Source organism: Kitasatospora sp. NPDC048365, assembly GCF_043200835.1.
Lineage (GTDB): Bacteria > Actinomycetota > Actinomycetes > Streptomycetales > Streptomycetaceae > Kitasatospora > Kitasatospora terrestris.
Window position 1 is genome coordinate 1 of record NZ_JBICYJ010000057.1, and the last position, 18850, is coordinate 18850.

The 18850-nt window shown below is 74.3% G+C and carries 17 protein-coding genes and 1 tRNA gene; 8 read left to right on the forward strand and 10 right to left on the reverse strand.

Annotated features, from left to right (window positions below):
* Positions 1–95 precede the first annotated feature (95 nt).
* From ACGFX4_RS36460 to ACGFX4_RS36470, 3 genes are read left to right on the forward strand one after another with little or no spacing between them, the layout of a single operon-like run.
* Positions 96–425 (forward strand): replication initiator, encoded by a 330-nt coding sequence (locus tag ACGFX4_RS36460; RefSeq protein ID WP_393084251.1) that lies wholly within the window; start codon positions 96–98, stop codon positions 423–425.
* On the forward strand, positions 418–714 hold the full coding sequence (locus tag ACGFX4_RS36465) for a helix-turn-helix transcriptional regulator (protein WP_393084254.1): 297 nt from the start codon (positions 418–420) through the stop codon (positions 712–714). The genes ACGFX4_RS36460 and ACGFX4_RS36465 overlap by 8 nt, the downstream gene beginning before the upstream one ends.
* Positions 714–1952 carry a tyrosine-type recombinase/integrase gene (locus ACGFX4_RS36470; RefSeq protein ID WP_393084257.1) on the forward strand — a complete coding sequence of 413 codons (1239 nt, stop codon included), beginning with the start codon at positions 714–716 and terminating at the stop codon, positions 1950–1952. Before ACGFX4_RS36465 ends, ACGFX4_RS36470 begins: the two co-directional genes overlap by 1 nt.
* A gap of 70 nt (positions 1953–2022) precedes the next feature.
* Here ACGFX4_RS36470 and ACGFX4_RS36475 read toward each other — a convergent pair.
* The 5 genes from ACGFX4_RS36475 to ACGFX4_RS36495 all read right to left on the reverse strand — a co-directional run bounded on the left by ACGFX4_RS36475 (position 2023) and on the right by ACGFX4_RS36495 (position 6324).
* Positions 2023–2096, reverse strand: a tRNA-Pro gene (locus ACGFX4_RS36475).
* Positions 2097–2261: 165 nt separating this feature from the next.
* Complete coding sequence (locus ACGFX4_RS36480; RefSeq protein WP_393084260.1) at positions 2262–3665, reverse strand: MFS transporter; 1404 nt, start codon at positions 3663–3665, stop codon at positions 2262–2264.
* An 80-nt stretch (positions 3666–3745) separates the two neighbouring features.
* A complete protein-coding gene (locus ACGFX4_RS36485; protein WP_393084263.1) occupies positions 3746–4552 on the reverse strand; it encodes a DUF1684 domain-containing protein in 807 nt (268 codons plus the stop codon).
* 76 nt (positions 4553–4628) lie between these two features.
* On the reverse strand, positions 4629–5492 hold the full coding sequence (locus ACGFX4_RS36490; RefSeq protein ID WP_393084266.1) for an acyl-CoA thioesterase: 864 nt from the start codon (positions 5490–5492) through the stop codon (positions 4629–4631).
* A 70-nt stretch (positions 5493–5562) separates the two neighbouring features.
* Positions 5563–6324: an alpha-ketoglutarate-dependent dioxygenase AlkB family protein gene (locus tag ACGFX4_RS36495; protein WP_393084269.1), complete on the reverse strand. Its 762-nt coding sequence runs from the start codon at positions 6322–6324 to the stop codon at positions 5563–5565.
* Between the two features lie 146 nt (positions 6325–6470).
* Here ACGFX4_RS36495 and ACGFX4_RS36500 point away from each other — a divergent pair, with 146 nt between their 5' ends.
* Positions 6471–7277, forward strand: coding sequence for an MBL fold metallo-hydrolase (locus ACGFX4_RS36500; RefSeq protein WP_393084272.1), 807 nt, complete (start codon positions 6471–6473; stop codon positions 7275–7277).
* A 27-nt stretch (positions 7278–7304) separates the two neighbouring features.
* On the opposite strand, the gene ACGFX4_RS36505 is transcribed toward ACGFX4_RS36500, so the two are convergent.
* A complete protein-coding gene (locus tag ACGFX4_RS36505; RefSeq protein ID WP_393084275.1) occupies positions 7305–7658 on the reverse strand; it encodes a transglycosylase family protein in 354 nt (117 codons plus the stop codon).
* A 151-nt stretch (positions 7659–7809) separates the two neighbouring features.
* Positions 7810–8589, reverse strand: coding sequence for a transglycosylase family protein (locus tag ACGFX4_RS36510; protein ID WP_393084278.1), 780 nt, complete (start codon positions 8587–8589; stop codon positions 7810–7812).
* A 551-nt stretch (positions 8590–9140) separates the two neighbouring features.
* Here ACGFX4_RS36510 and ACGFX4_RS36515 point away from each other — a divergent pair.
* Complete coding sequence (locus ACGFX4_RS36515; RefSeq protein ID WP_393084280.1) at positions 9141–10124, forward strand: hypothetical protein; 984 nt, start codon at positions 9141–9143, stop codon at positions 10122–10124.
* Complete coding sequence (locus ACGFX4_RS36520) at positions 10121–10888, forward strand: hypothetical protein (RefSeq protein ID WP_393084283.1); 768 nt, start codon at positions 10121–10123, stop codon at positions 10886–10888. Before ACGFX4_RS36515 ends, ACGFX4_RS36520 begins: the two co-directional genes overlap by 4 nt.
* 99 nt (positions 10889–10987) lie before the next feature.
* On the opposite strand, the gene der is transcribed toward ACGFX4_RS36520, so the two are convergent.
* The 3 genes from der to ACGFX4_RS36535 all read right to left on the reverse strand — a co-directional run bounded on the left by der (position 10988) and on the right by ACGFX4_RS36535 (position 14525).
* Complete coding sequence (gene der, locus ACGFX4_RS36525; RefSeq protein ID WP_393084285.1) at positions 10988–12454, reverse strand: ribosome biogenesis GTPase Der; 1467 nt, start codon at positions 12452–12454, stop codon at positions 10988–10990.
* Positions 12455–12575: 121 nt separating this feature from the next.
* Positions 12576–13292, reverse strand: a complete 717-nt coding sequence (gene cmk / locus ACGFX4_RS36530; protein ID WP_393084288.1) for a (d)CMP kinase — start codon at positions 13290–13292, stop codon at positions 12576–12578.
* 147 nt (positions 13293–13439) lie between these two features.
* Complete coding sequence (locus ACGFX4_RS36535) at positions 13440–14525, reverse strand: prephenate dehydrogenase (RefSeq protein WP_393084291.1); 1086 nt, start codon at positions 14523–14525, stop codon at positions 13440–13442.
* A gap of 554 nt (positions 14526–15079) precedes the next feature.
* Between ACGFX4_RS36535 and ACGFX4_RS36540 the strand changes: the two genes are divergently transcribed.
* Positions 15080–17254, forward strand: a complete 2175-nt coding sequence (locus ACGFX4_RS36540; protein ID WP_393084293.1) for a DUF4139 domain-containing protein — start codon at positions 15080–15082, stop codon at positions 17252–17254.
* 3 nt (positions 17255–17257) lie between these two features.
* On the forward strand, positions 17258–18850 hold the full coding sequence (locus ACGFX4_RS36545; RefSeq protein ID WP_393084296.1) for a mucoidy inhibitor MuiA family protein: 1593 nt from the start codon (positions 17258–17260) through the stop codon (positions 18848–18850).

The following is an 18850-nucleotide window of genomic DNA, read 5'->3' on the forward strand; positions in this document are numbered from 1 at the left end:
ACCGGTGGCCGTCTTACGTTTCAGGTGACACCCGCTACCGGGACGAAACCCCCGGAACGGGTGGAACCCGTACACCACTTCCCTGGACGCAACCCATGCTCGGCTTCCGCGGCCACTTCTCCAGCAAGTCCCCAACCTACTCCACCACCCTCAGCGCGCTCCGCCAGGTCCGCGCCGACTACCGCGCCAACGAAGCCCGCACCGCACTCCGCGAACGCCTGCTCGCGGCCGGCCATCCCGACCTGGACGAACTGCCCGACACCGACACCCTCGTCCTCGCCCACTGGGTCTTCGCCGGAGCGGGCAACTCACCCGGCGAATCCCTGCTCGCCGCCGGCATCGCCCGCGAGCTGCACGAACGCCGCACCACCGACCGACAGGAACTGAACGCGTTGATCGCCGAGGAGGACGAGACCGTTGGTTGAGCCGAAGCTGACGCTAGCCCAGGTTGTTGCCCTGATCGGCAGGACTCAGGCCCCCGAAACCGCTGCCGCGGCGGAACCGGCTGACCTGCTGCACAGCGGCTGGTACGAGACCGATGAGGTGGCCGAGTTGATCGGCGTCGACCCCTCCACGCTCCGCCGCTGGCGGACCAGTCTGCCGCCGCAGGGGCCGCCCTTCGTTCGGCTCACCTCGCGCGTGACCATGTACAGCGTCCCGGACGTGCAGGCGTGGCTGCGTTCGCGCCGGATCGACCCGGCCCAGGTGGCGTGATGCCTGAACTCTCCCTCCCCCTCGGGATCAAGCTGTCCGACGACATCGAGTACCGCCCCGACCGGGCTTCTCCCTACCGTGCCCGGGTGCGCTGGACCGTTCCCGGTACGAAGGCCCGTCCATCGCGCTCGGAGTCCTTCGAGGCCGAAGACGAGGCAACCGCCTGGATCGACCGGATGAAGAAGGCCGCGTCCCGGGGCGTCTCTCCGTCCACCGCGGCCATGACGCTCGCCGAGTACGGCAATGCCAACTGGGAGTTGGCGATGAGGGGGCTCGAACCGAAGACGCTGGACCCCTACCGTGCCGGCTGGCGGCTCCGCGTCGTGCCGACTCTCGGACACCTCCAGGTCGCCACCATCACCAACGGGCTGGCGGACCGCGCTGTCTACGGGTGGATCGCGGATGAGTGCGGGCGGTCGACCGTGAAGTCCAGCCTCGCCGTTCTGGTCCGTGTCATGGAACAGGCCGTCCGTGACGGACTCCTGGCGGTGAACCCCGCACGGGTGGTCGGCTGGCAGCGGGAGTACAAGCTGGCCGAGGACGAGCTCGACGACCCGCGGTCTCTTGCCCTGCGCGACTGGAACGCTCTCGACCAACTCGCCACGGCCCTGGTGGAACGCTCCGCCGGCGAGTACGCGGGGTGGGGCGACGTGGTGAGGTTCGCGGCCTGCACTGCGAGCCGGATCGGCGAAGTCTCCGGCGTGCGCGCCAAGGACATCGACTCGAAGACCTGGATGTGGGACCTCTGCCGGCAGACCACACCGGGCCCGGGTGGGCTGATGGACAAGGGCACCAAGGGCAAGCGCCGGCGGACGGTCCCGCTGATCCCTGAGATCCGCCCGCTGGTCGAGCAGCGTCTCAGCGCCGTCGGCCACGACCCGATGGCCCGCCTGTTCACCGGCCCGCGCGGGGGACGCATCACCACCGCAGTCCTGCGGGACGCCACTCACTGGGACGAGGTGGTGCTCCGCCTCGGCTACGAGTACCTGCGGCGCCACGACCTCCGCCACACCGGTCTCACGTGGATGGCCGACGCCGGCGTCCCCCTGCACGTCCTCCGGATGATCGCTGGCCACGGCTCGCTCACCACAACGCAGCGTTACCTGCATCCAGATCGCCGCTCGATCGAGCTGGCGGGCGAAGCGCTCAGCGCCCACCTCGCGGCCGGCCGGGACGACTCCGGTCCCCAACTGGTCCCCAAGGAACCGGGAGTGCACCACCTGCGCCTCGTCAAGTGAACAGTCGCCGCAACGCGAAGAAGCCCGCTGACCTGGAATGTTCCAGATGAGCGGGCTTCCGACATCACTGTCGGGACGACAGGATTTGAACCTGCGACCCCTTGACCCCCAGTCAAGTGCGCTACCAAGCTGCGCCACGTCCCGTGGTCGTGCTGCTTCGGGTCTCCGACCGGTGGTCGGTGATCTTCGGCGGTGCGACCTGTCGTCGATCTCTCGGCGACGTGGAAAACAATACAGCACGTCGGGGGGTGCTCGCTGCCAGGTTTCGGCTGGCGTGGTGCGGTGGGGCGGTGGCGGGAAGGGTGCAGGTCAGGGGGTGGGTCGGCGGGCGTCGTAGCGGAGGAAGGCGGGGCGTCGGGCGGCGAGGAGGAGGACGGCTGCGACGCAGGCGAGTCCGCCGGTGATGACGGAGACGGTGGGGGTGGTGAGGGCGGCGACGGTGCCGGATTCGAAGTCGCCGAGGCGGGGGCCGCCGGCGACGACGACGATGAAGATGCCTTGGAGGCGGCCGCGCATGTCGTCGGGGGCGGCGACCTGCATCATCGTGTTGCGGAAGATCATGCTGATGGTGTCGGCGCAGCCGGCGGCGGCGAGGAAGAGCAGGCCGAGCCAGAGTTGGTGGATGAGGCCGAACGCGGCGATGGCGAGGCCCCAGGCGGCGACGGCGGTGAGGACGGCGGCGCCGTGCCAGTGGACGCGGGCGATCCAGCCGGAGAAGAGTCCGCCAGCGAGGGCGCCGACGGCGGGTGCGGCGACGAGGAGGCCGACGGTGCCGGGTCCGCCGCCGTAGAAGCCGACGGCGATGGCGGGGAAGAGGGCGCGGGGCAGCCCGAAGATCATGGCGGCGAGGTCGGCGAGGAAGCTGGTCCGCAGGTTGGGCTGCTCGCGGAGGAAGCGGAGGCCGTCGAGGACGGAGGCGCGGGCGCCGGTGGCGCCGGTCGGGCGCATCGCGGGCAGCCGCCACATCGCGTACAGCGTGGCCCCGAACGCGACGGTGTCGAGGGCGTACGCGGCGCCGGCGCCGTACGCGCCGATGAGGAGGCCGCCGAGCATCGGGCCGACGGTGAGGCCGAGGTTCATGCCGATGGTGTTGAGGGCGTTGGCGGCGGGGAGCTGTTCGCGCGGGACGAGTCGCGGGATCATCGCGGACCGTGCCGGGGAGCTGGCCGCGAAGAACGCGCCCTGCAGGGCGACGGCGGCGTACAGCAGGCCGACCTGCTCGGCGCCGAGGGCGGTCTGGAGGGCGAGTCCGCAGGAGACGAGGGCGAGGCCCGCGGAGCCGATCATGCCGAGGCGGCGGCGGTCGACGGTGTCGGCGATGGCGCCGCCGTACAGGCCGAAGACGACGAGCGGGAGGAGGGAGCAGAGGCCGACCAGGCCGGTGGCGAAGGTGGAGTGGGTGAGTTGGTAGACCTGGACGGAGACGGCGACGGCGGTCATCTGCTGGCCGATGGCGGAGACGGCCTGGCCGAACCAGAGCCGCCGGTAGTCGGGTATCTCCCGGAGCGGTCCGAGGTCGGCGAGCGCACCCCGCGACAGTCGGGAGAGCCGGGACGGTCCGGGCGGCCCGGGTGGTCCCGACGACCCAGACGGACCTGACGGCCCCGAAGCTCCCGAGGCCTGCGGCGCCTGCTTCGGCGGACGGTCAGCCGGGGCCTTCGGCTGCGCGGAGTCGGGCCCGGACGTCTGTTGTTCTGTCGACACATCGACCATGTTCGGGTACGGACCCCGCCACCCAATCGGGCGGGGTCCGTCTGTCGCCGTGTCAGGCGACCGCCGAGGGCCGGGGCACGTCAGCCGAACAGTTCGGCCGTCACCACGTGCCGCTCGCCTGCCTCCACCGCGACGGGCAGCCGGTTGCCGGGCGGCGGGAAGGGGCAGACGAAGTGGTCGGCGAAGGCGCAGGGCGGCAGGTAGGCGCGGTTGAGGTCGAGCACGGTGTGCCCGTCCGCGTCGGGGGCGGGCAGGGTGATGAACCGGAACCGGTACGTCTCGTGGCCGCTGGTCGCGTCGGCGATGACGCCGCTCAGCCGCCCGTCCGCTCCCGCGCGGCTGACGGTGAGCGTGTACGGCTCGCCGGCCAGGGTGAAGGCGATCTGGCCGGTGACGTCGAGCGGGCGTTCGCGCCCGTCGGCGTTGGGGACGACCACGGCGCGGTCGCCGGTCTCGTACGGCGTGAAGACGGCGGGGACGGCCCAGTCGGCGGCGTACGGGAACACCGAGATGCAGGTGAACGCGGTGCGCGCGGCGGACTGCGGGTCGAAGACGCGCAGCGCGAGCTCGCCCTCGCGTTCGATCGGCACCAGGCGCAGGTCGCCGAGGACGGCGAGGTCGGGCGCCGGGTCGGTGTCGGGGCGCAGTGCCACCTCGCCTTCGAGCAGGCCGTTGCCGCGCTCCGCCCGGAGGCCGTCGGTCGCCTCGACGACGGCTCGGACGGTCCCGTCGGTGGCCCACCACTGGCCGGGCAGGCCTGGGATCTTGGCGGGTTCGGGCTCCAGCCAGTGGGTGCCGGTCAGGGACAGCGGGCCGTGCGGGGCGCTCACGGAGGCGGTACGGGACTCGGTCCAGCGTTCCCACTCGTCGGCGGCGGTGGCGGTCATCGGTGGAGCCCTCCCAGGGAAGTCGAAGCGGACAGGTTGCCGGCTCGGCGGCGGCGGATGGCGGCCGCCCGGCGGCTCAGCGGCCGGCGAGCGGCCGGAACAGTCCCTCCTGCATGACGGAGACGACCAGGCGGCCGCTGCGGTCGTAGATCTCGCCGCGGGCGAGGCCGCGGGCGGCGTGGGCGATCGGCGACTCCTGCTGGTAGAGCAGCCAGTCGTCGGCGCGGAACGGGCGGTGGAACCACATGGCGTGGTCGAGCGAGGCCATGTCGAAGTTCCGCTCGCCCCAGAGCGGTTCGACGGGGGCGCGGACGGCGTCCAGCAGCGTCATGTCGCTGGCGTAGGTGAGGGCACATACGTGGATCAGCGGGTCGTCGGGCAGGGCGCCGTTGGTGCGGAGCCAGACGCCGCTGCGCGGCTCGACGCCGTCGAGCTCCTCGCGGGACCACTTGAGCCGGTCGACGTAGCGGATGTCGAAGGGCTGGCGGCGGCTGATGAACGGGGGGAGCTCGCCGAGCTTGGAGCCGACCTCGTCGAGGGCGCTGGGCAACTCCTCGGGGCCGGGCACGTCGGGCATGGTGTGCTGGTGCTCGATGCCGCCCTGCTCGGGCTTGTGGAAGTCGGCGGTGAGCGCGAAGATCGACCGCCCGCCCTGGATGGCGAGCACCCGGCGGGTGGTGAAGGAGCGGCCGTCGCGGATCCGGTCGACCTGGTAGACGATCGGCACGCCGGGGATGCCGGGGCGCAGGAAGTAGGAGTGCAGCGAGTGCACCGGCCGGTCGGCGTCGACCGTCCGTCCGGCGGCGACCATGGCCTGGCCGGCGACCTGGCCGCCGAAGGTGCGCTGGAGCGCCTCCTCGGGGCTGCGGCCGCGGAAGATGTTCAGCTCGATCTGTTCCAGGTCGAGCAGGTCGACGAGCTGGTCGACGGGGGTTCCCATGTGCGCGCTCCCTCTCCTGGCGATCGGGCGGGCTCTGGGTGTGTGCCCGCGATCACCGCATACCTCACCCTCAAGTTTCCTCGCCGTCCGGGAATTCCCGCCGCCCGGGGCGGTCAATCGGAGCACCGGGCGGTCGACCGCCCTCGCGCCGGTCGGGTCGGTCCAGGCCCGACTGCCGCACCGTGATGTTCAGCCGCCCGACCAGCCCCAGCGCGGGGTCGGCGGTGTCCGGCAGGGTCCGCACCACGCCGTGGTACGCGAACCGGGACGGTCCGCCGAAGACCAGCAGGTCGCCGCTGCGCAGCTCCAGGTCGGTCCAGGGGCGGGTGCGGGTCTCGGTGTTGCCGAGCCGGAAGAGGGCGGTGTCCCCCAGGGACAGCGAGACGACGGGGGCGTCGATCCGCTCCTCGCGGTCCCGGTGCAGGCCCATCCTGGCGCCGTGCGGGTAGTGGTTGACCAGGGCGACGTCCGGCTCGTACCCGGACGCCCCGGTCACCTCGGCCAGCCCTTGGCCGTACGCGTCCGCGAGCGCCCGCCGGGTGAGTGCGCGCAGTTCGTCGGGGAAGGGCTTGACCGGCTCGCCGTCGCCGTCGCCGTCGACGACGGTGCGGGCGTAGCCGTACGGGTACCAGTGCCAGCCGAGGCAGACGGTGCGGACGGACATCACGCCGCCGGTCGGCAGGACGGTGGTGCGCATCCCGGCGGGCGGGCGGGCCCAGGTGCGGCAGGCGTCGACCAGCTCGCGCTGTTCGGCGGCGGAGAGCCAGTCGGGCAGCAGGACGGCGCCGGGCGCGGGGTCGGCGCGCTCGCGGGGGAAGAGTTCGCCGCTCACTCCCCCATCCTTCCATCGGTGACCGCACTCGATCCGACACCGCCGCCGGTGGACCGTTCGGCGCAGCCGTCCGCGGCGCGAGAGTGCGGGCGGCTGGGCGACGGCAGAGGCTGACGGGGGAAGCCATGCGCGGGAAGGGAGCCGGGATGGACCAGCTGGAGTTCAGGATCATCGACTTCCCCGAGGAGTCCCTGTACAAGACGGCCGTGCTGGTGCTCGGCGTGCACCGGGCGGTGCTGGTGGACGCGGGCTTCCGGCTGTCGGACGGGCGGCGGCTGGCGCAGGAGGTGGAGCGCAGCGGTCGGCGGCTGTCGGCGGTGGTCGTGAGCCACGGCGATCCGGACTGCTACTTCGGCGCCGAGGCGCTGCGGGACGCCTTCCCCGAGGTGCCGGTGCTGGCCCCGGCCCGGGTGATCGAGCGGATCGAGGAGACGTACGCCGCCAAGCGGACCGCCTGGGCGCACCTCGGCGGGGAGCTGTCCACCCGGCTGGTCGACCTGGAGCCGCTGCCGACGGGCGAGGCGATCGAGCTGGAGGGCCACCGGCTGGAGCTGCGCGGCGCGGAGCTGGGCCTGCCCGAGCACCACTACCTGTGGGAGCACCGCAGCCGCTCGGTGCTCGGCGGGGTACTGCTGTACCAGGACCTGCACGTGTGGACGGCGGACACCCCGCACGCCGCCGAGCGCGAGGCGTGGATCGACCTGCTGGACGGGATCGAGGCGCTGGACCCGGCGTTCGTCGCGGCCGGCCACCGGCGGGCCGGCGGGGCCACCGACGGCACCGCGGTCCGCTGGACCCGCGACTACCTGAAGGCCTTCGAGACCGAGCTCGGCAAGTCGCCGGACGCGGCCGGTGCCGAGGCGGGGCTGCGCCGCCGCTACCCGGACGCCGGGCTGCCGTACGCCGCCGAGCTCGGCACCAAGGTCGCCAAGGGCGAAGTGCCCTGGGCCTGACCACCGCCTGATCGGGCAAAGCGGTACTCAGCGCTTCAGGACGCCGATCAGGCGGGCGCAGGCGCCCCACGCCTCCCAGCCCTGGCGGCGCAGGATCTCCTCGGCGACGGCGATCTGCTGGCGCCGCGGTGCCAGGTCGGGCCGCTCGGCGTACTGCAGGCCGCCGGCCTCGCGCCAGGTCGGGGGCCAGATCTGCAGGCCGCCGTAGAAGCCGTTGCCGGTGTCGGCGTGCCAGTCGCCGTCGCTCTCGCACTGGGCGAGGCGGTCCCAGGTGGCGTCGGGGGTGGGCAGGGCGGGCGCGCGGGTGGGGGCGAGCGCGGCGAGGGCCGGTATCAGCAAGGCGGCCACCAGGAGTGGCCGGTTCGTCACACGGGTGCGCATCCCTCGACGGTAAGCAGCCGGCTGCCCTGCCGCCGCGCGTCGTGCACCCGTCCGTGCATCCGTCCGGGGAGGCAAGGACGGAACGCGGAACGGCGGAAGCCGCCGGCTCCCCGAGGGGAGACGGCGGCTTCGCGCACGAGCCGACCGGAGGTCAGACGGACAGGACCTGGCCCGGGTAGATCAGGTTCGGGTTGCCGCCGACGACGCCGGTGTTGTTGTTGTACAGGGACTGCCAGTCGACGCCCTGGGAAGCGGCGATCTTGCTCAGGGTGTCGCCGGACTTCACGGTGTAGGTGCCGCCCTTGGAGGTGTTCACCGGGGCCGAGGGGGCCGGGGTGCTCTTCTTGGCGGTGTCGGTGGTGCTCGGGGCGGTGCTCTGCTCGGCGGCCTTCGGGGCCGCGGCGCGGGTCTCGGAGCGCGAGGCCTTGGCCGAGGAGTCGGTGGTCGACGCCGAGGAGTCGGTGGTCGACTTCGAAGTGGTCGACTTCGAGGAGGAGGACGCCGAGGCCGAGGACGAGGAGGTGTCCACGTCGGCGGCGGCGCCGCCCTTGGTCAGACCGGCCTGGACGGAGCAGACGGGCCAGGCGCCCGGGCCCTGCTCGGCCAGCACCTTCTCGGCGACGGAGATCTGCTGCGCCTTGGTGGCCTGGTTGGCCTGCGGCGCGTACTGGGTGCCACCGAAGGCGGCCCAGGTGCTGGAGGTGAACTGCAGGCCACCGTAGAAGCCGTTACCGGTGTTGATGGACCAGTTGCCGGTGGACTCGCACTGCGCGACCTTGTCCCAGGTGGACACCGAGGCGGCAGAGGCGGTGTTGGCCGTGACGAGGCCGGCCACCGGCAGGGCGACCAGCGCGCCGCCCATGACGGCCACCCGGACGCGGTTGCGCTTGGTGGCGGTGGTGGCAGCGGCGGTCTCGTTACGGAAGGTCATGAGGATCCTCTCGACAGCCCCGGGCGGGCATGCGGAACCAGGCCTGTGAAAGGCCACGGTTTCGCTCGCCGCGTCCGCAAGGCGGCCGTGCACGTGTCGGACGTGCCACGCCGCCCCGGCCACCCTCCGCGCACCGGACCGGCCTTGCGGCGGTCGTGCGTCCCAGGGGGTGATCCCGGGTAGTGCTCGTTGCACTGGCTACGAAGCTACGAGCCGGCCGGGCGGGCTCCAAACACTTTCGGGACTTCCCAGGTCAATGCGGCGTTACCGGCGGTATCGATCTAGCAAATTGCTCCAATTTGCCCCATTTGTCCGATGATTCCATGATCAAACACGCCCCGGATGCGGCCTGCGTCACAGTTTGACCCCTGTGAGGTCGGGCACAGCGTCGACACATTGCGACCAGGACGTTACGCAGGGCAGTCAGAACTGCGGCAAATCCCGTCGGAGCCGAGCTCACCCGTGACCCCAGCCACAACGGTCCGTTGGTAATGGCGGTCGGGCGCACCCGCGCCGCGGTCCCCATGCCCCAGAGGAACCGAGGAGTCTCCGTGCCACGCATGCTCGAGGTGAGCGAGGACGTACGAGCCGAGATCGGCGACGGCGAGGCCGACAGCCTGCTGGCCGGTGCCAACGCGCCCTCCGCCTACGACTGCACCTCCTGCCGCCAACCGGGTGACTCCCTCGTGGAGCCCACCAGCACCGTGCTGTTCGTCGGCGACGAGACGGCGGTGCTGGCCTTCGCCCACTCCCGCTGCATCCCCTCCCAGGTGGTGCCGGTCTCCGAGGAGCAGCTGCTGGGCGCGGTCCGCAGCATCAGCCAGGCCCAGGCCGGCGGGCAGGCCACGCCCGACGTGCTGACCGCCGCGCTCGCCGCCCAGGCCGCCGCCCCGTCCGCCCCCGCCATGGGAATCCCCGCACCGGGCGTCCCCGCGCCGGGAATCCCCGCGCCGGGCGCTCCCGTACCGGCCACCGCGCCGCCCGTCGCCGCGCCCGCGCAGCTGACCGCGCCGGCCGTGAACACCCCCTCCCCCTCCTCCTCCGGCCTCGCCCAGCCCGCCCAGCCCGCGGTGCTCGGGGTGACCTGCGGCATCGTGCTGTGCGGGGACACCGGGCTGGCCGCGCTGGTGGTCGAGCCGACCGGCGCGGTCGGCCGGCCGGGCAGCCTCACCGGGGAGGACGAGTTCCTGTCGCTGCTGACCGAGCACGGCTTCCAGCTGGTCGAGGAGGTCAACCAGCTGCCGGTCCGGCCGACCCGCGGCTGGTCGGTGCTGATGGCGATGGGCCGGCTGCACGCGATCCTGCAGCCCTCCGCGACCGGCGGCAGCGCCGCGTGGTGGCAGGCGCACCAGCCGCTCCAGGTCACCGACGCCTGGCGGGTGGCGGCCGGGCGCCAGTCCGAGGTGATCATGTACGCCGTGCCGGCCGGAACCGTCGGCCGCCAGCCGCGCGAGGACCTGCTGCGCCTGGCGCTCGACCGCGCCGCCGCCCAGGGCGTGCTCGCCGCCGCGATGCTCCCGCTGGCGGGCACGTGACCACCGCCCCCGGCGCCGCACCCGGCACTCCCGGCGCCGCGCCCGGCCCCGTCGCCCCGGCCACCCCGCCCGGGCTCCACGACGGCGCGCCCACGACGCCCGGCCCTGCGGACCCGACCGCACCGGCCGGCCCGGCCGTCCCGGCCGTCCCGGCCGAGGACACTGCCGCACCCGACACCGCCGGGCCGGCCGGGCCGGCGGGTGGCGAACGGCCGTCCGCCGAACCCCCGTTCACCACCGAGAACGCGCCGACTGGCATAGGACAGCCCGGACGGTTCCCGCATCCCCGGCCGGACTCGCTCGTTGGCTCCTACGTGTACAGCTACGACGTCGCCTCCCCGAGCCGCCCTTCCGCCACCACCACCCCCGCCCGGCAGATCCCGAGCATGCGCCCGTCGTACGACGCGGAGCACCCGGTCTCGCCCACGCCGATCTACGACGCGCTGTACTCCGAGTACCGGCGGCTGTTCCGGGCACTGCCGGGTGACCGCTCGGGTGAGGAGAACATGCGGTTCACCGGCTTCGCGGTGCGTGAGCCACAGCCGCTCGAAGGACTGCCGTACCCGCAGCAGCAGGCGTTCCACACGTACCCGGGGCACAGCCACGGGACGCCGCAGTACATGCCCACGCAGGCCCAGCCCACCGAGGGCTCGGGCTGGGTGTCGGCCGGCTACCTCGGTCCGGCGCAGCCGGCGGCCGGCACGGGGGGCGGGCGGCACCGCTCGATGCTCTCCCTGCCGCCGGGCCGCAGCAGCCACGCCTGAAGCACGACGCACGACGCAGGCAACGACGAAGGGCCGGGCGGGAGTCGGAACTCCCACCCGGCCCTTCGAACACTCAGGCCCGAATCGCTCGGGCCCGGATCACTTGCGCTTGCGCTTCTCGCGGACCCGGACGGAGATCGAGATCGGCGTGCCCTCGAAGCCGAACTCCTCGCGCAGTCGGCGCTCGATGAAGCGCCGGTAGCCGGCCTCCAGGAAGCCGGAGGAGAACAGCACGAACCGCGGCGGACGGGTGCCCGCCTGGGTGCCGAACAGGATGCGCGGCTGCTTGCCGCCGCGGATCGGGTGCGGGTGCGCGGCGACCAGCTCGCCGAGGAAGGCGTTCAGCCGCGCGGTCGAGATCCGGGTCTCCCAGCCCTGCAGCGCGGTCTCGATCGCCGGGACGAGCTTCTCCATGTGCCGGCCGGTCTTGGCCGAGACGTTGACCCGGGGCGCCCACTGGACCTGGACCAGGTCGCGCTCGATCTCGCGCTCCAGGTAGTAGCGGCGCTCCTCGTCGAGCTGGTCCCACTTGTTGTACGCGATGACCACGGCGCGGCCGGCCTCGACGGCCATCGAGATGATCCGGGTGTCCTGCTCGGCGAGGGTCTCGCTGGCGTCGATCAGGACCACCGCGACCTCGGCCTTCTCCAGCGCGGAGGCGGTGCGCAGCGAGGCGTAGAAGTCGGCGCCGGCGGTCTGGTGGACGCGGCGGCGGATACCGGCGGTGTCGACGAACTTCCAGGTCTTGCCGCCGAGTTCGATCATCTCGTCGACCGGGTCGCGGGTGGTGCCGGCCAGCTCGTTGACGACCACCCGCTCCTCGCCGGCAACCTTGTTGAGCAGGCTGGACTTGCCGACGTTCGGGCGGCCGATCAGCGCGACGCGGCGGGGGCCGCCGACGACCTGGCCGTTGCCGAACAGCTGCGGCGGGGCCTTGGGCAGCACCTCGAGCACGGCGTCCAGCAGGTCGCCGGAGCCGCGGCCGTGCAGCGCGGAGACGGGGTACGGCTCGCCGAGGCCGAGCGACCACAGGTACGCGGCCTCCGCCTCGGTGGACGGGCCGTCCACCTTGTTGGCGCACAGCACGACCGGCTTGCCGGAGCGGCGGATCAGCTTGACCAGCGCCTCGTCGGTGTCGGTGGCGCCCACGGTGGCGTCCACCACGAACAGCACCGCGTCAGCGGACTCGATGCCGAACTCGGCCTGCGCGGCGACCATCGCGTCCAGGCCGAAGACGTCGATCTCCCAGCCGCCGGTGTCGACCAGCTTGAACCGGCGGCCGGCCCACATCGCCTCGTAGGTGACGCGGTCGCGGGTGACGCCGGGGCGGTCCTCGACGACCGCTTCGCGGCGGCCGATGATGCGGTTGACCAGGGTCGACTTGCCGACGTTCGGGCGGCCGACGACGGCCAGCACCGGCAGCGGGCCGTGCGAGGCGGCGTCCAGGTCGGCGTCGATCTCGTCGGCGTCGAAGCCCTCCTCGGCGGCGAGCGCCATGAACTCGGCGTACTCGGCGGCGTCGAGCTCGCCGTGGTGGCCCTGCTGGACCGGGGTGTCGTTGCTCATGTTCCTGCGTTCCATTTCCCGGCCCGGCCCTTCCCAGGGGCGTGCCGTGCGTTCCTGCCCTGCGGGCAGCGCGAAACTACGTCTCTCGTAGTCGGACGGTTTGGGTGTGGTGTCGGGGTCGCTAGGCGGCCGGGAGGGCGGCCTGCTCCTCGACCAGGGCGGTGATCCGGCCGATCACCTGCTCCAGGGTGAGGTCGCTGGTGTCGACCAGGACCGCGTCGGCCGCCTGGGTGAGCGGCGCGGTCTCCCGGGAGGAGTCCGCGGCGTCCCGGCGGGCGAGGTCGGCGGCCATCGCGGTGATGGTCGCCTCGTCGAGGCCCTTGGCGCGCAGCTCGGCGGCCCGGCGCTCGGCGCGGGCCGTCTCGGAGGCGGTCAGGAAGACCTTGACGGTGGCGTGCGGAAAGACGACCGAGCCCATGTCGCGGCCCTCGGCGACGATGCCGCGCTCGGCGACCTCGGCGCAGCCGCGCTGCAGCTCGACCAGGCGGGTGCGGACCGCGGGGACGGCGGCGACCGCGCTGACCTTGGCGGTCACCTCGGGGCCGCGGATCGGCCCGGAGACGTCCTGCCCGTCGACGGTTATCGTCGGGCCGTCGGCGTCCGTACCGGAGACGATCACCGGCTTGGTGCACGCGATGGCCACCGCCTCGGCGTCCTCCACGTCCACGTCGTTGGTCAGCATCCACCAGGTCATCGCCCGGTACATCGCACCGGTGTCGAGGAAGCTCAGTCCCAGCCGGGCGGCGACCGCCCGGGAGACGGTCGACTTCCCGGAGCCGGAGGGTCCGTCGATGGCGACGACGACCGGGGCGTGCGACGCTCGGTCGGCAGTTTCCACGGGGCGAACCTCTCTGTGCTGTACGCGCTGTGCTGTACACGGTGCTGGGCGCGCCGTCGTGCGGTGGTGCTCGGCGCGGAAATCGGGGATGTCCCACTCAAGGTTAATGGACCGGCGCGCCGGTCCATGTCGCCGTGGGCGCGGCCCTCAGTCCCGCACCGCCCAGCCGCGCTCGCGCAGGCCGGTGACCAGCGGCTTGACCACGCCGGCCGCGACCGCGAGCTGCACGTGGCCGACCTGCTGGCCGGTCGAGTGCTCGATCGTGACGTCCTCGATGTTCACCCCGAGCGCGCCGACCTCGCCGAACAGCCGGCCCAGCTCGCCCGGCTGGTCGCCGAGCACCACGGTGACCGTCTCGTACCGGGTCGGCGGGGCGCCGTGCTTGCCCGGGATCCGCGACTGGCCGGTGTTGCCGCGCCGCATCACCGCCTCGATCCCGGCCGCGCCCGCCCGGCGCTCGCCCTCGTCGGACGCCTGCAGGGCGCGCAGCGCGGTCACCGTCTCGCCCAGGTCGACGGCGACCTCGTCCAGGATGTCCGCCACGACGCCGGCGTTCGCCGACAGGATGTCCACCCACATCCCGGGGCTGGACGCGGCGATCCTGGTGACGTCCCGCACGCCCTGGCCGGACAGCCTTATCGCCGTCTCGTCCGCGTTCTCCAGCCGGGCGGCGACCAGCGAGGACAGCAGCTGGGGGGCGTGCGAGACCAGCGCCACGGCGCGGTCGTGCGCGGCCGCGTCCATCACGATCGGCATCGCCCCGCACAGGGCCACCAGCTCCAGCGCCGCGTTCAGCGTCTCGGTGTCGGTGTCGGGGGTGGGCGTGAGCACCCACGGGCGACCCTCGAACAGGTCCGCGCGGGCGGCCAGCGGGCCGGACCGCTCCCGGCCCGCCATGGGGTGGCCGCCGATGTAGTGCGTGGTGTCCAGCCCCAGCGCGGCGACCTCCGCGCGCGGGCCCGCCTTCACGCTCGCCACGTCCGTGTAGCAGCGGGCCAGGCCGCGCCGCTGGCAGTCCGCCAGCACCTTCCCCACCAGCGCCGGAGGCACCGCGACGATCGCCAGGTCGACCGGGCCCTCGGCCGGCTCCGTGATGCCCGCCCCGAGCGACGCCGCCGTCCGCGCGGCGTCCGGGTCGGCGTCCTCCAGGTGGACGGTCAGCCCGCGCCGGGTGAGCGCGAGTGCGGCAGACGTGCCGATCAGACCGGTGCCGACGACGGCGACAGTGCGCATGGCTTGCTGGATCTCCTGACACGACGGGCTACTGCTGCCCCATCCTCTCGCACATCCCACCACCGAGTCCCCGCCCATCCGCCCCCCGGACACCCCCCGGCCACGGAGCACCACCCCACCGAGCACCCAACCCCGCACCCCGCACCCACCGCCCCGCCGGAGCCCGCCGCAGGCGGCCCCACGCGCCGGGCGACGGCCCGCCGGAGCCCTCGGAGGCGTGTCACGCCACGCGCCACGGGCCGCAACCGACCGGGTGGGCTCGTGGTACCCCGGAAAGCCCGCCGCAGGCGCGGGCGCCGGGGGCCCGTTCGACTTCCCGCCGGAGGCGGGGGCCGCGGGGTGCGCGGTGGGCTTCCGGGGCCGGGCGTGGCGGCTTGCGGGTGCTTCGTCGTCCTACCGTCGGCGGGCCGGAACCGGGGGGTGGTGGGGGGCGTCCGGTACACCGACGCGCAGGTGGAAATCCCGGTCGGGGGGCGGGCTGCGGGTGCAGACTGGGCGCCCGGGCCGGGGTTCTGACGAAGGGGGTACGGCGGGTGGCGGCGGAGCGTTCGCGGGTGTGGGAGTCGAGTCTGGAGTCGGTGGTCGTCCATGCGGTCGGTGCGGTGTGCCGGCGGCGGACGGCGGGCGTGGTGTCGGCGGACGGCCGGGTGCGGGTGTCGGGTCTGCCGCGGGTGGTCGGGGCGGGGACGCTGCGGGCCCGGGTGGTCGACGGCGGCGGCCGGGTGACCGAGGCGCGGGTGGAGACGGAGGCCCGGCCGGCGACGGCGCAGGAGCTGCCGGAGCTGCGGACCCGGGTGGAGGCGCTGCGCGAGGAGTACGAGGCCCTGTCGGAGCGACGGAGCCGGCACCGTGCCCGGATCGACGAGGTGGCGACGCTCCGCCCGTCGCCCCCGCCGCGCCGCGAGGACGAGCCGCACCGCCGCACGCCCGCCGAGGCGTGGCTGGACCTGGCCGATTTCGTCGAGGCCCGGCTGACCGCGCTGCACGCCCGTCTCACCGAGCTGGACGAGGAGTTGCGTCTGTCCGGCCACGCCCTCGCGGTCGCCGAGGACGAGCTGGCCCGCGCGTCGACGGCGGGCCCGAGCGGCGCGCTGGCGTCGGGTTCGGTGGCGGCGCTCACGGTCGCGGAGCCCGGCGCGGGCGAGGTGGTCCTGGAGCTGGAGTACGTGGTGCCGGGTGCCCGCTGGGTGCCGTCGTACCGGTTGTCGCACCGGAGCGGCGAGGCGGAGGGCCGCCTGGTGCTGTGCGCGTCGGTGGCGCAGTTGACGGGCGAGGACTGGTCGTCGGTGGGGCTGGCGCTGTCCACCGCGGACGTGGCGCGCCGTACCGAGCTGCCGCGCCTGCGGTCGGTGCGGATCGGCCGCCGTCAGCCGGCGCCCGCGCCGTCGGGGTGGCGCGAGCCGCCGCCGGGCCTCGCGGACCTGTTCGCCGGCTGGGACGCGGTCGCGAAGTCGGCCCCGGCCCGCCCGGCCCGGCCCCGCCGGGCGACCCCTCCGCCGCAGCCGCAGCCGTACGGCGCCCCGGCGGGGTACGGCGGCACCGGGTACGACACCGGGGCGTACGGCAGTCCGGGCTACGCGGCCCCGAGTTTCGACAGTCCGGAGTTCCTGGGCGACACCGCGGGCGGCGCGCTGCCCCCGCCGGTGCCGATGCCCGCGCCGCCGCCGCAGATCGCCCCGGCCCCGGCTGCGTTCGCCGGCCCGCCGCCGCCGGCTCCGACCGGTGCCGCCCCGGGGGTGACACGCAGCGCCCGCCCGGGCGGCCGTACCCGCTCCGCGCCGACGCTCGCCGCCCCGGCCGGTTTCGCCGCCGCAGCCGCGCCGGCGGGCCCGGCGGCACCCGGCGGCGGGGGGCCGGGCGCGGCCGCGGAGGCCGCGGCGAGCGGCCCGCATCCCAGCACCGCCCAGCTGGACTACGCCGCGCTCACCCTCGCCGGCCCCGACCGGTCGGCCGCCCGCCGCGGCCGCCTGCTCGCCGACGCGAAGGCGGACCCGGCGGAGGGCGAGGCGCTGCGCCGGGCGAACGCCCTGCACCAGTCGCTGCCGCTGCCGGCCCGCGCGGTCAGTCCGCGCACCTCGGCGGGTTCCTTCGACTACCGGTACGACGCCGCCGCGCCGGCGGACATCCCGTCGGACGGCACCTGGCACACCGTCACGGTGGCAGAGCTCCCGGTGGGCCTGCGCACCGAGTACGTGTGCGTGCCGTCCGTGGAGGAGGCGGTGTACGCGACGCTGGTGCTGTCCAACTCGACCGGGCACGCGCTGCTCGCCGGCCCGGTCGAGGTGACCGTGGACGGCGACTTCCTGCTGACCGCCGCGCTGCCGACGCTCGCCCCGGGCGCGACCCGCGAGGTGGGCCTGGGGCAGGCGGAGGGCATCCGGGTGGCCCGCCGCACCGAGCTGCGCGAGTCGTCCGCGGGGATGCTCAACTCGACCACCGTGCTGGACCACCGGGTCCGGATCGAGCTGGTCAACAACCTGGCGCGGCCGGCGCTGGTCGAGGTGCGCGAGCGCGTCCCGGTCAGTTCCGAGTCGGACGTCCGGATCGAGGAGCGGCCCGGCTGGTCGCCGCCCGACCCGGACACCGTGAACGACCCGGCGGGCAATCCGCCGTCGACCCGCGTCCGCCGGGTGGAGCTGCCCGCGGGCGGCTCCGCCGTGCTGGACGGCGGCTACGAGATCCGTATTCCGGCCGGCAAGGCCCTGGTCGGCGGCAACCGGAGGAGCTGAACCATGAACGACACGCCCGCTTCGGCGATCCCGCTGCCGGTCACCGCCGTCACCTGTCTGGAGGACCGCGCACTGGTGGAACGCGCGACCGTCCTCGACCTGGCGGCCGGCGTCCACCGGCTGCGCCTCGGCCCGGTCACCGCGCTCGCCGTGGACCGCTCGCTGCGCGCCGAGCTGACCCCGTCCGACAGAAACGACACCGCCGGGACCGCCACCGTCCTGGACGCCCGGGTCGTCCGCAGCTGGTCCCCGCGCGCCCCGCTGCCGCCGACCGCCGACGACTCGCCGCTGCGCCACCGGATCCACGACCTGGAGCAGGAGCAGCTCACCGCGACCCGCCACCGCGAGCGTCTGGAGGCGCGCCTCGCGCTGCTCGCGCAGCTCGCCGCCGATCTGCTGCGGGAGATCGGCGAGGGCGCGGGCCGCGGCGAGGTGGAGCACGCCCGCTGGACGCGCGAGCTGGACCGGGTGGACGCCGAGCGCGAGTCGTACGGCGAGCAGGTGCGGACCGTCCGCGCCCGGCTGGCCCGGCTGGCGGCCGAGCTGGCGGAGGCGGAGGCCGCGCTGGACGAGGCGGAGGAGGAGCCGGCCGAGCTGACCGCGTACGTCGAGCTGACGGTGGACGCGTCGGCCGCCGGTCCGGCCCGGCTGCGGGTGGAGCACCTGGCGCCGTGCGCGCTGTGGCGCCCCGCCTACCGGGCGACGCTGGACGGCGGCACCCTGCGGCTGGAGACCGACGCGATGGTGTGGCAGCGCACCGGCGAGGACTGGTCGGGCGTGCGGCTGACGCTGTCGACGGCCCGCTCGGCGCTGGCCGGTGAGCCGCCCCGGCTGACCGAGGACCGCCTCACGCTGCGCGAGCGCTCCGCCGAGGAGCGCCGCACGGTCCAGGTGGAGCTGCGCGAGGAGGTCATCTCCGACACCGGGCCCACCGGCACCGGCGGGTCGACCGGCCTGCCGGGGGTGGACGACGGCGGCGAGGTGCGGGTGCTGCGCGCCGCGGATCCGGCGTCGGTGCCCAGCGACGGGCGGGCCCACCGGGTGCCGCTGAGCGACTTCGCCGCCCCGGCGGGCAGCGAGTTCGTCTGCGCGCCGGAGCTGTCGCCGCTGGTCACCCGGGTGGTCCGGTTCACCAACGCCTCGGGGCACGCGCTGCTGGCCGGTCCGGTGGACCTGGTGCAGGGCAGCGGCTTCACGGGGCGGGCGGAGCTGGCGTTCACCGCGCCGGGCGCCCCGGCGGAGCTGGCGTTCGGCTCCACCGACGGCTACCGGGTGGTCCGGGAGACCGAGGAGAGCCGCGACTCGGCCGGGCTGACCCAGCGCACCGTGGTCACCCGGACGGTCAGGCTGCACCTGTCGCGCTTCTCCGGCCCGGACGAGCACGACGAGCGCCTGGTGACCCTGCGGGAGCGGATCCCGGTCTCCGAGGTCTCCGCGGTGGAGGTCAGGCTGCGCAAGGAGTCCTGCTCACCCGCGCCGGACGAGCTGGACGCCGAGGGCGTGGTCCGCTGGGACGTCACGCTGCCGCCGGGCGGGCGCCGCACGGTGACCCTGGTGTACGAGGTGTCCGCCTCGGGCAAGGTCGCCGGGCTGTGA

Bases quoted from the DNA above. Each gene is read 5' to 3' on its own strand.
- ACGFX4_RS36535 (WP_393084291.1), bottom strand. From the start codon at position 14,525: ATGCGCACTGTCGCCGTCGTCGGCACCGGTCTGATCGGCACGTCTGCC.
- ACGFX4_RS36500 (WP_393084272.1), top strand. From the start codon at position 6,471: ATGGACCAGCTGGAGTTCAGGATCATCGACTTCCCCGAGGAGTCCCTG.
- ACGFX4_RS36545 (WP_393084296.1), top strand. From the start codon at position 17,258: ATGAACGACACGCCCGCTTCGGCGATCCCGCTGCCGGTCACCGCCGTC.
- ACGFX4_RS36490 (WP_393084266.1), bottom strand. From the start codon at position 5,492: ATGGGAACCCCCGTCGACCAGCTCGTCGACCTGCTCGACCTGGAACAG.
- ACGFX4_RS36470 (WP_393084257.1), top strand. From the start codon at position 714: ATGCCTGAACTCTCCCTCCCCCTCGGGATCAAGCTGTCCGACGACATC.
- ACGFX4_RS36485 (WP_393084263.1), bottom strand. From the start codon at position 4,552: ATGACCGCCACCGCCGCCGACGAGTGGGAACGCTGGACCGAGTCCCGT.
- ACGFX4_RS36460 (WP_393084251.1), top strand. From the start codon at position 96: ATGCTCGGCTTCCGCGGCCACTTCTCCAGCAAGTCCCCAACCTACTCC.
- ACGFX4_RS36480 (WP_393084260.1), bottom strand. From the start codon at position 3,665: ATGGTCGATGTGTCGACAGAACAACAGACGTCCGGGCCCGACTCCGCG.
- ACGFX4_RS36505 (WP_393084275.1), bottom strand. From the start codon at position 7,658: ATGCGCACCCGTGTGACGAACCGGCCACTCCTGGTGGCCGCCTTGCTG.
- ACGFX4_RS36510 (WP_393084278.1), bottom strand. From the start codon at position 8,589: ATGACCTTCCGTAACGAGACCGCCGCTGCCACCACCGCCACCAAGCGC.
- der (WP_393084285.1), bottom strand. From the start codon at position 12,454: ATGAGCAACGACACCCCGGTCCAGCAGGGCCACCACGGCGAGCTCGAC.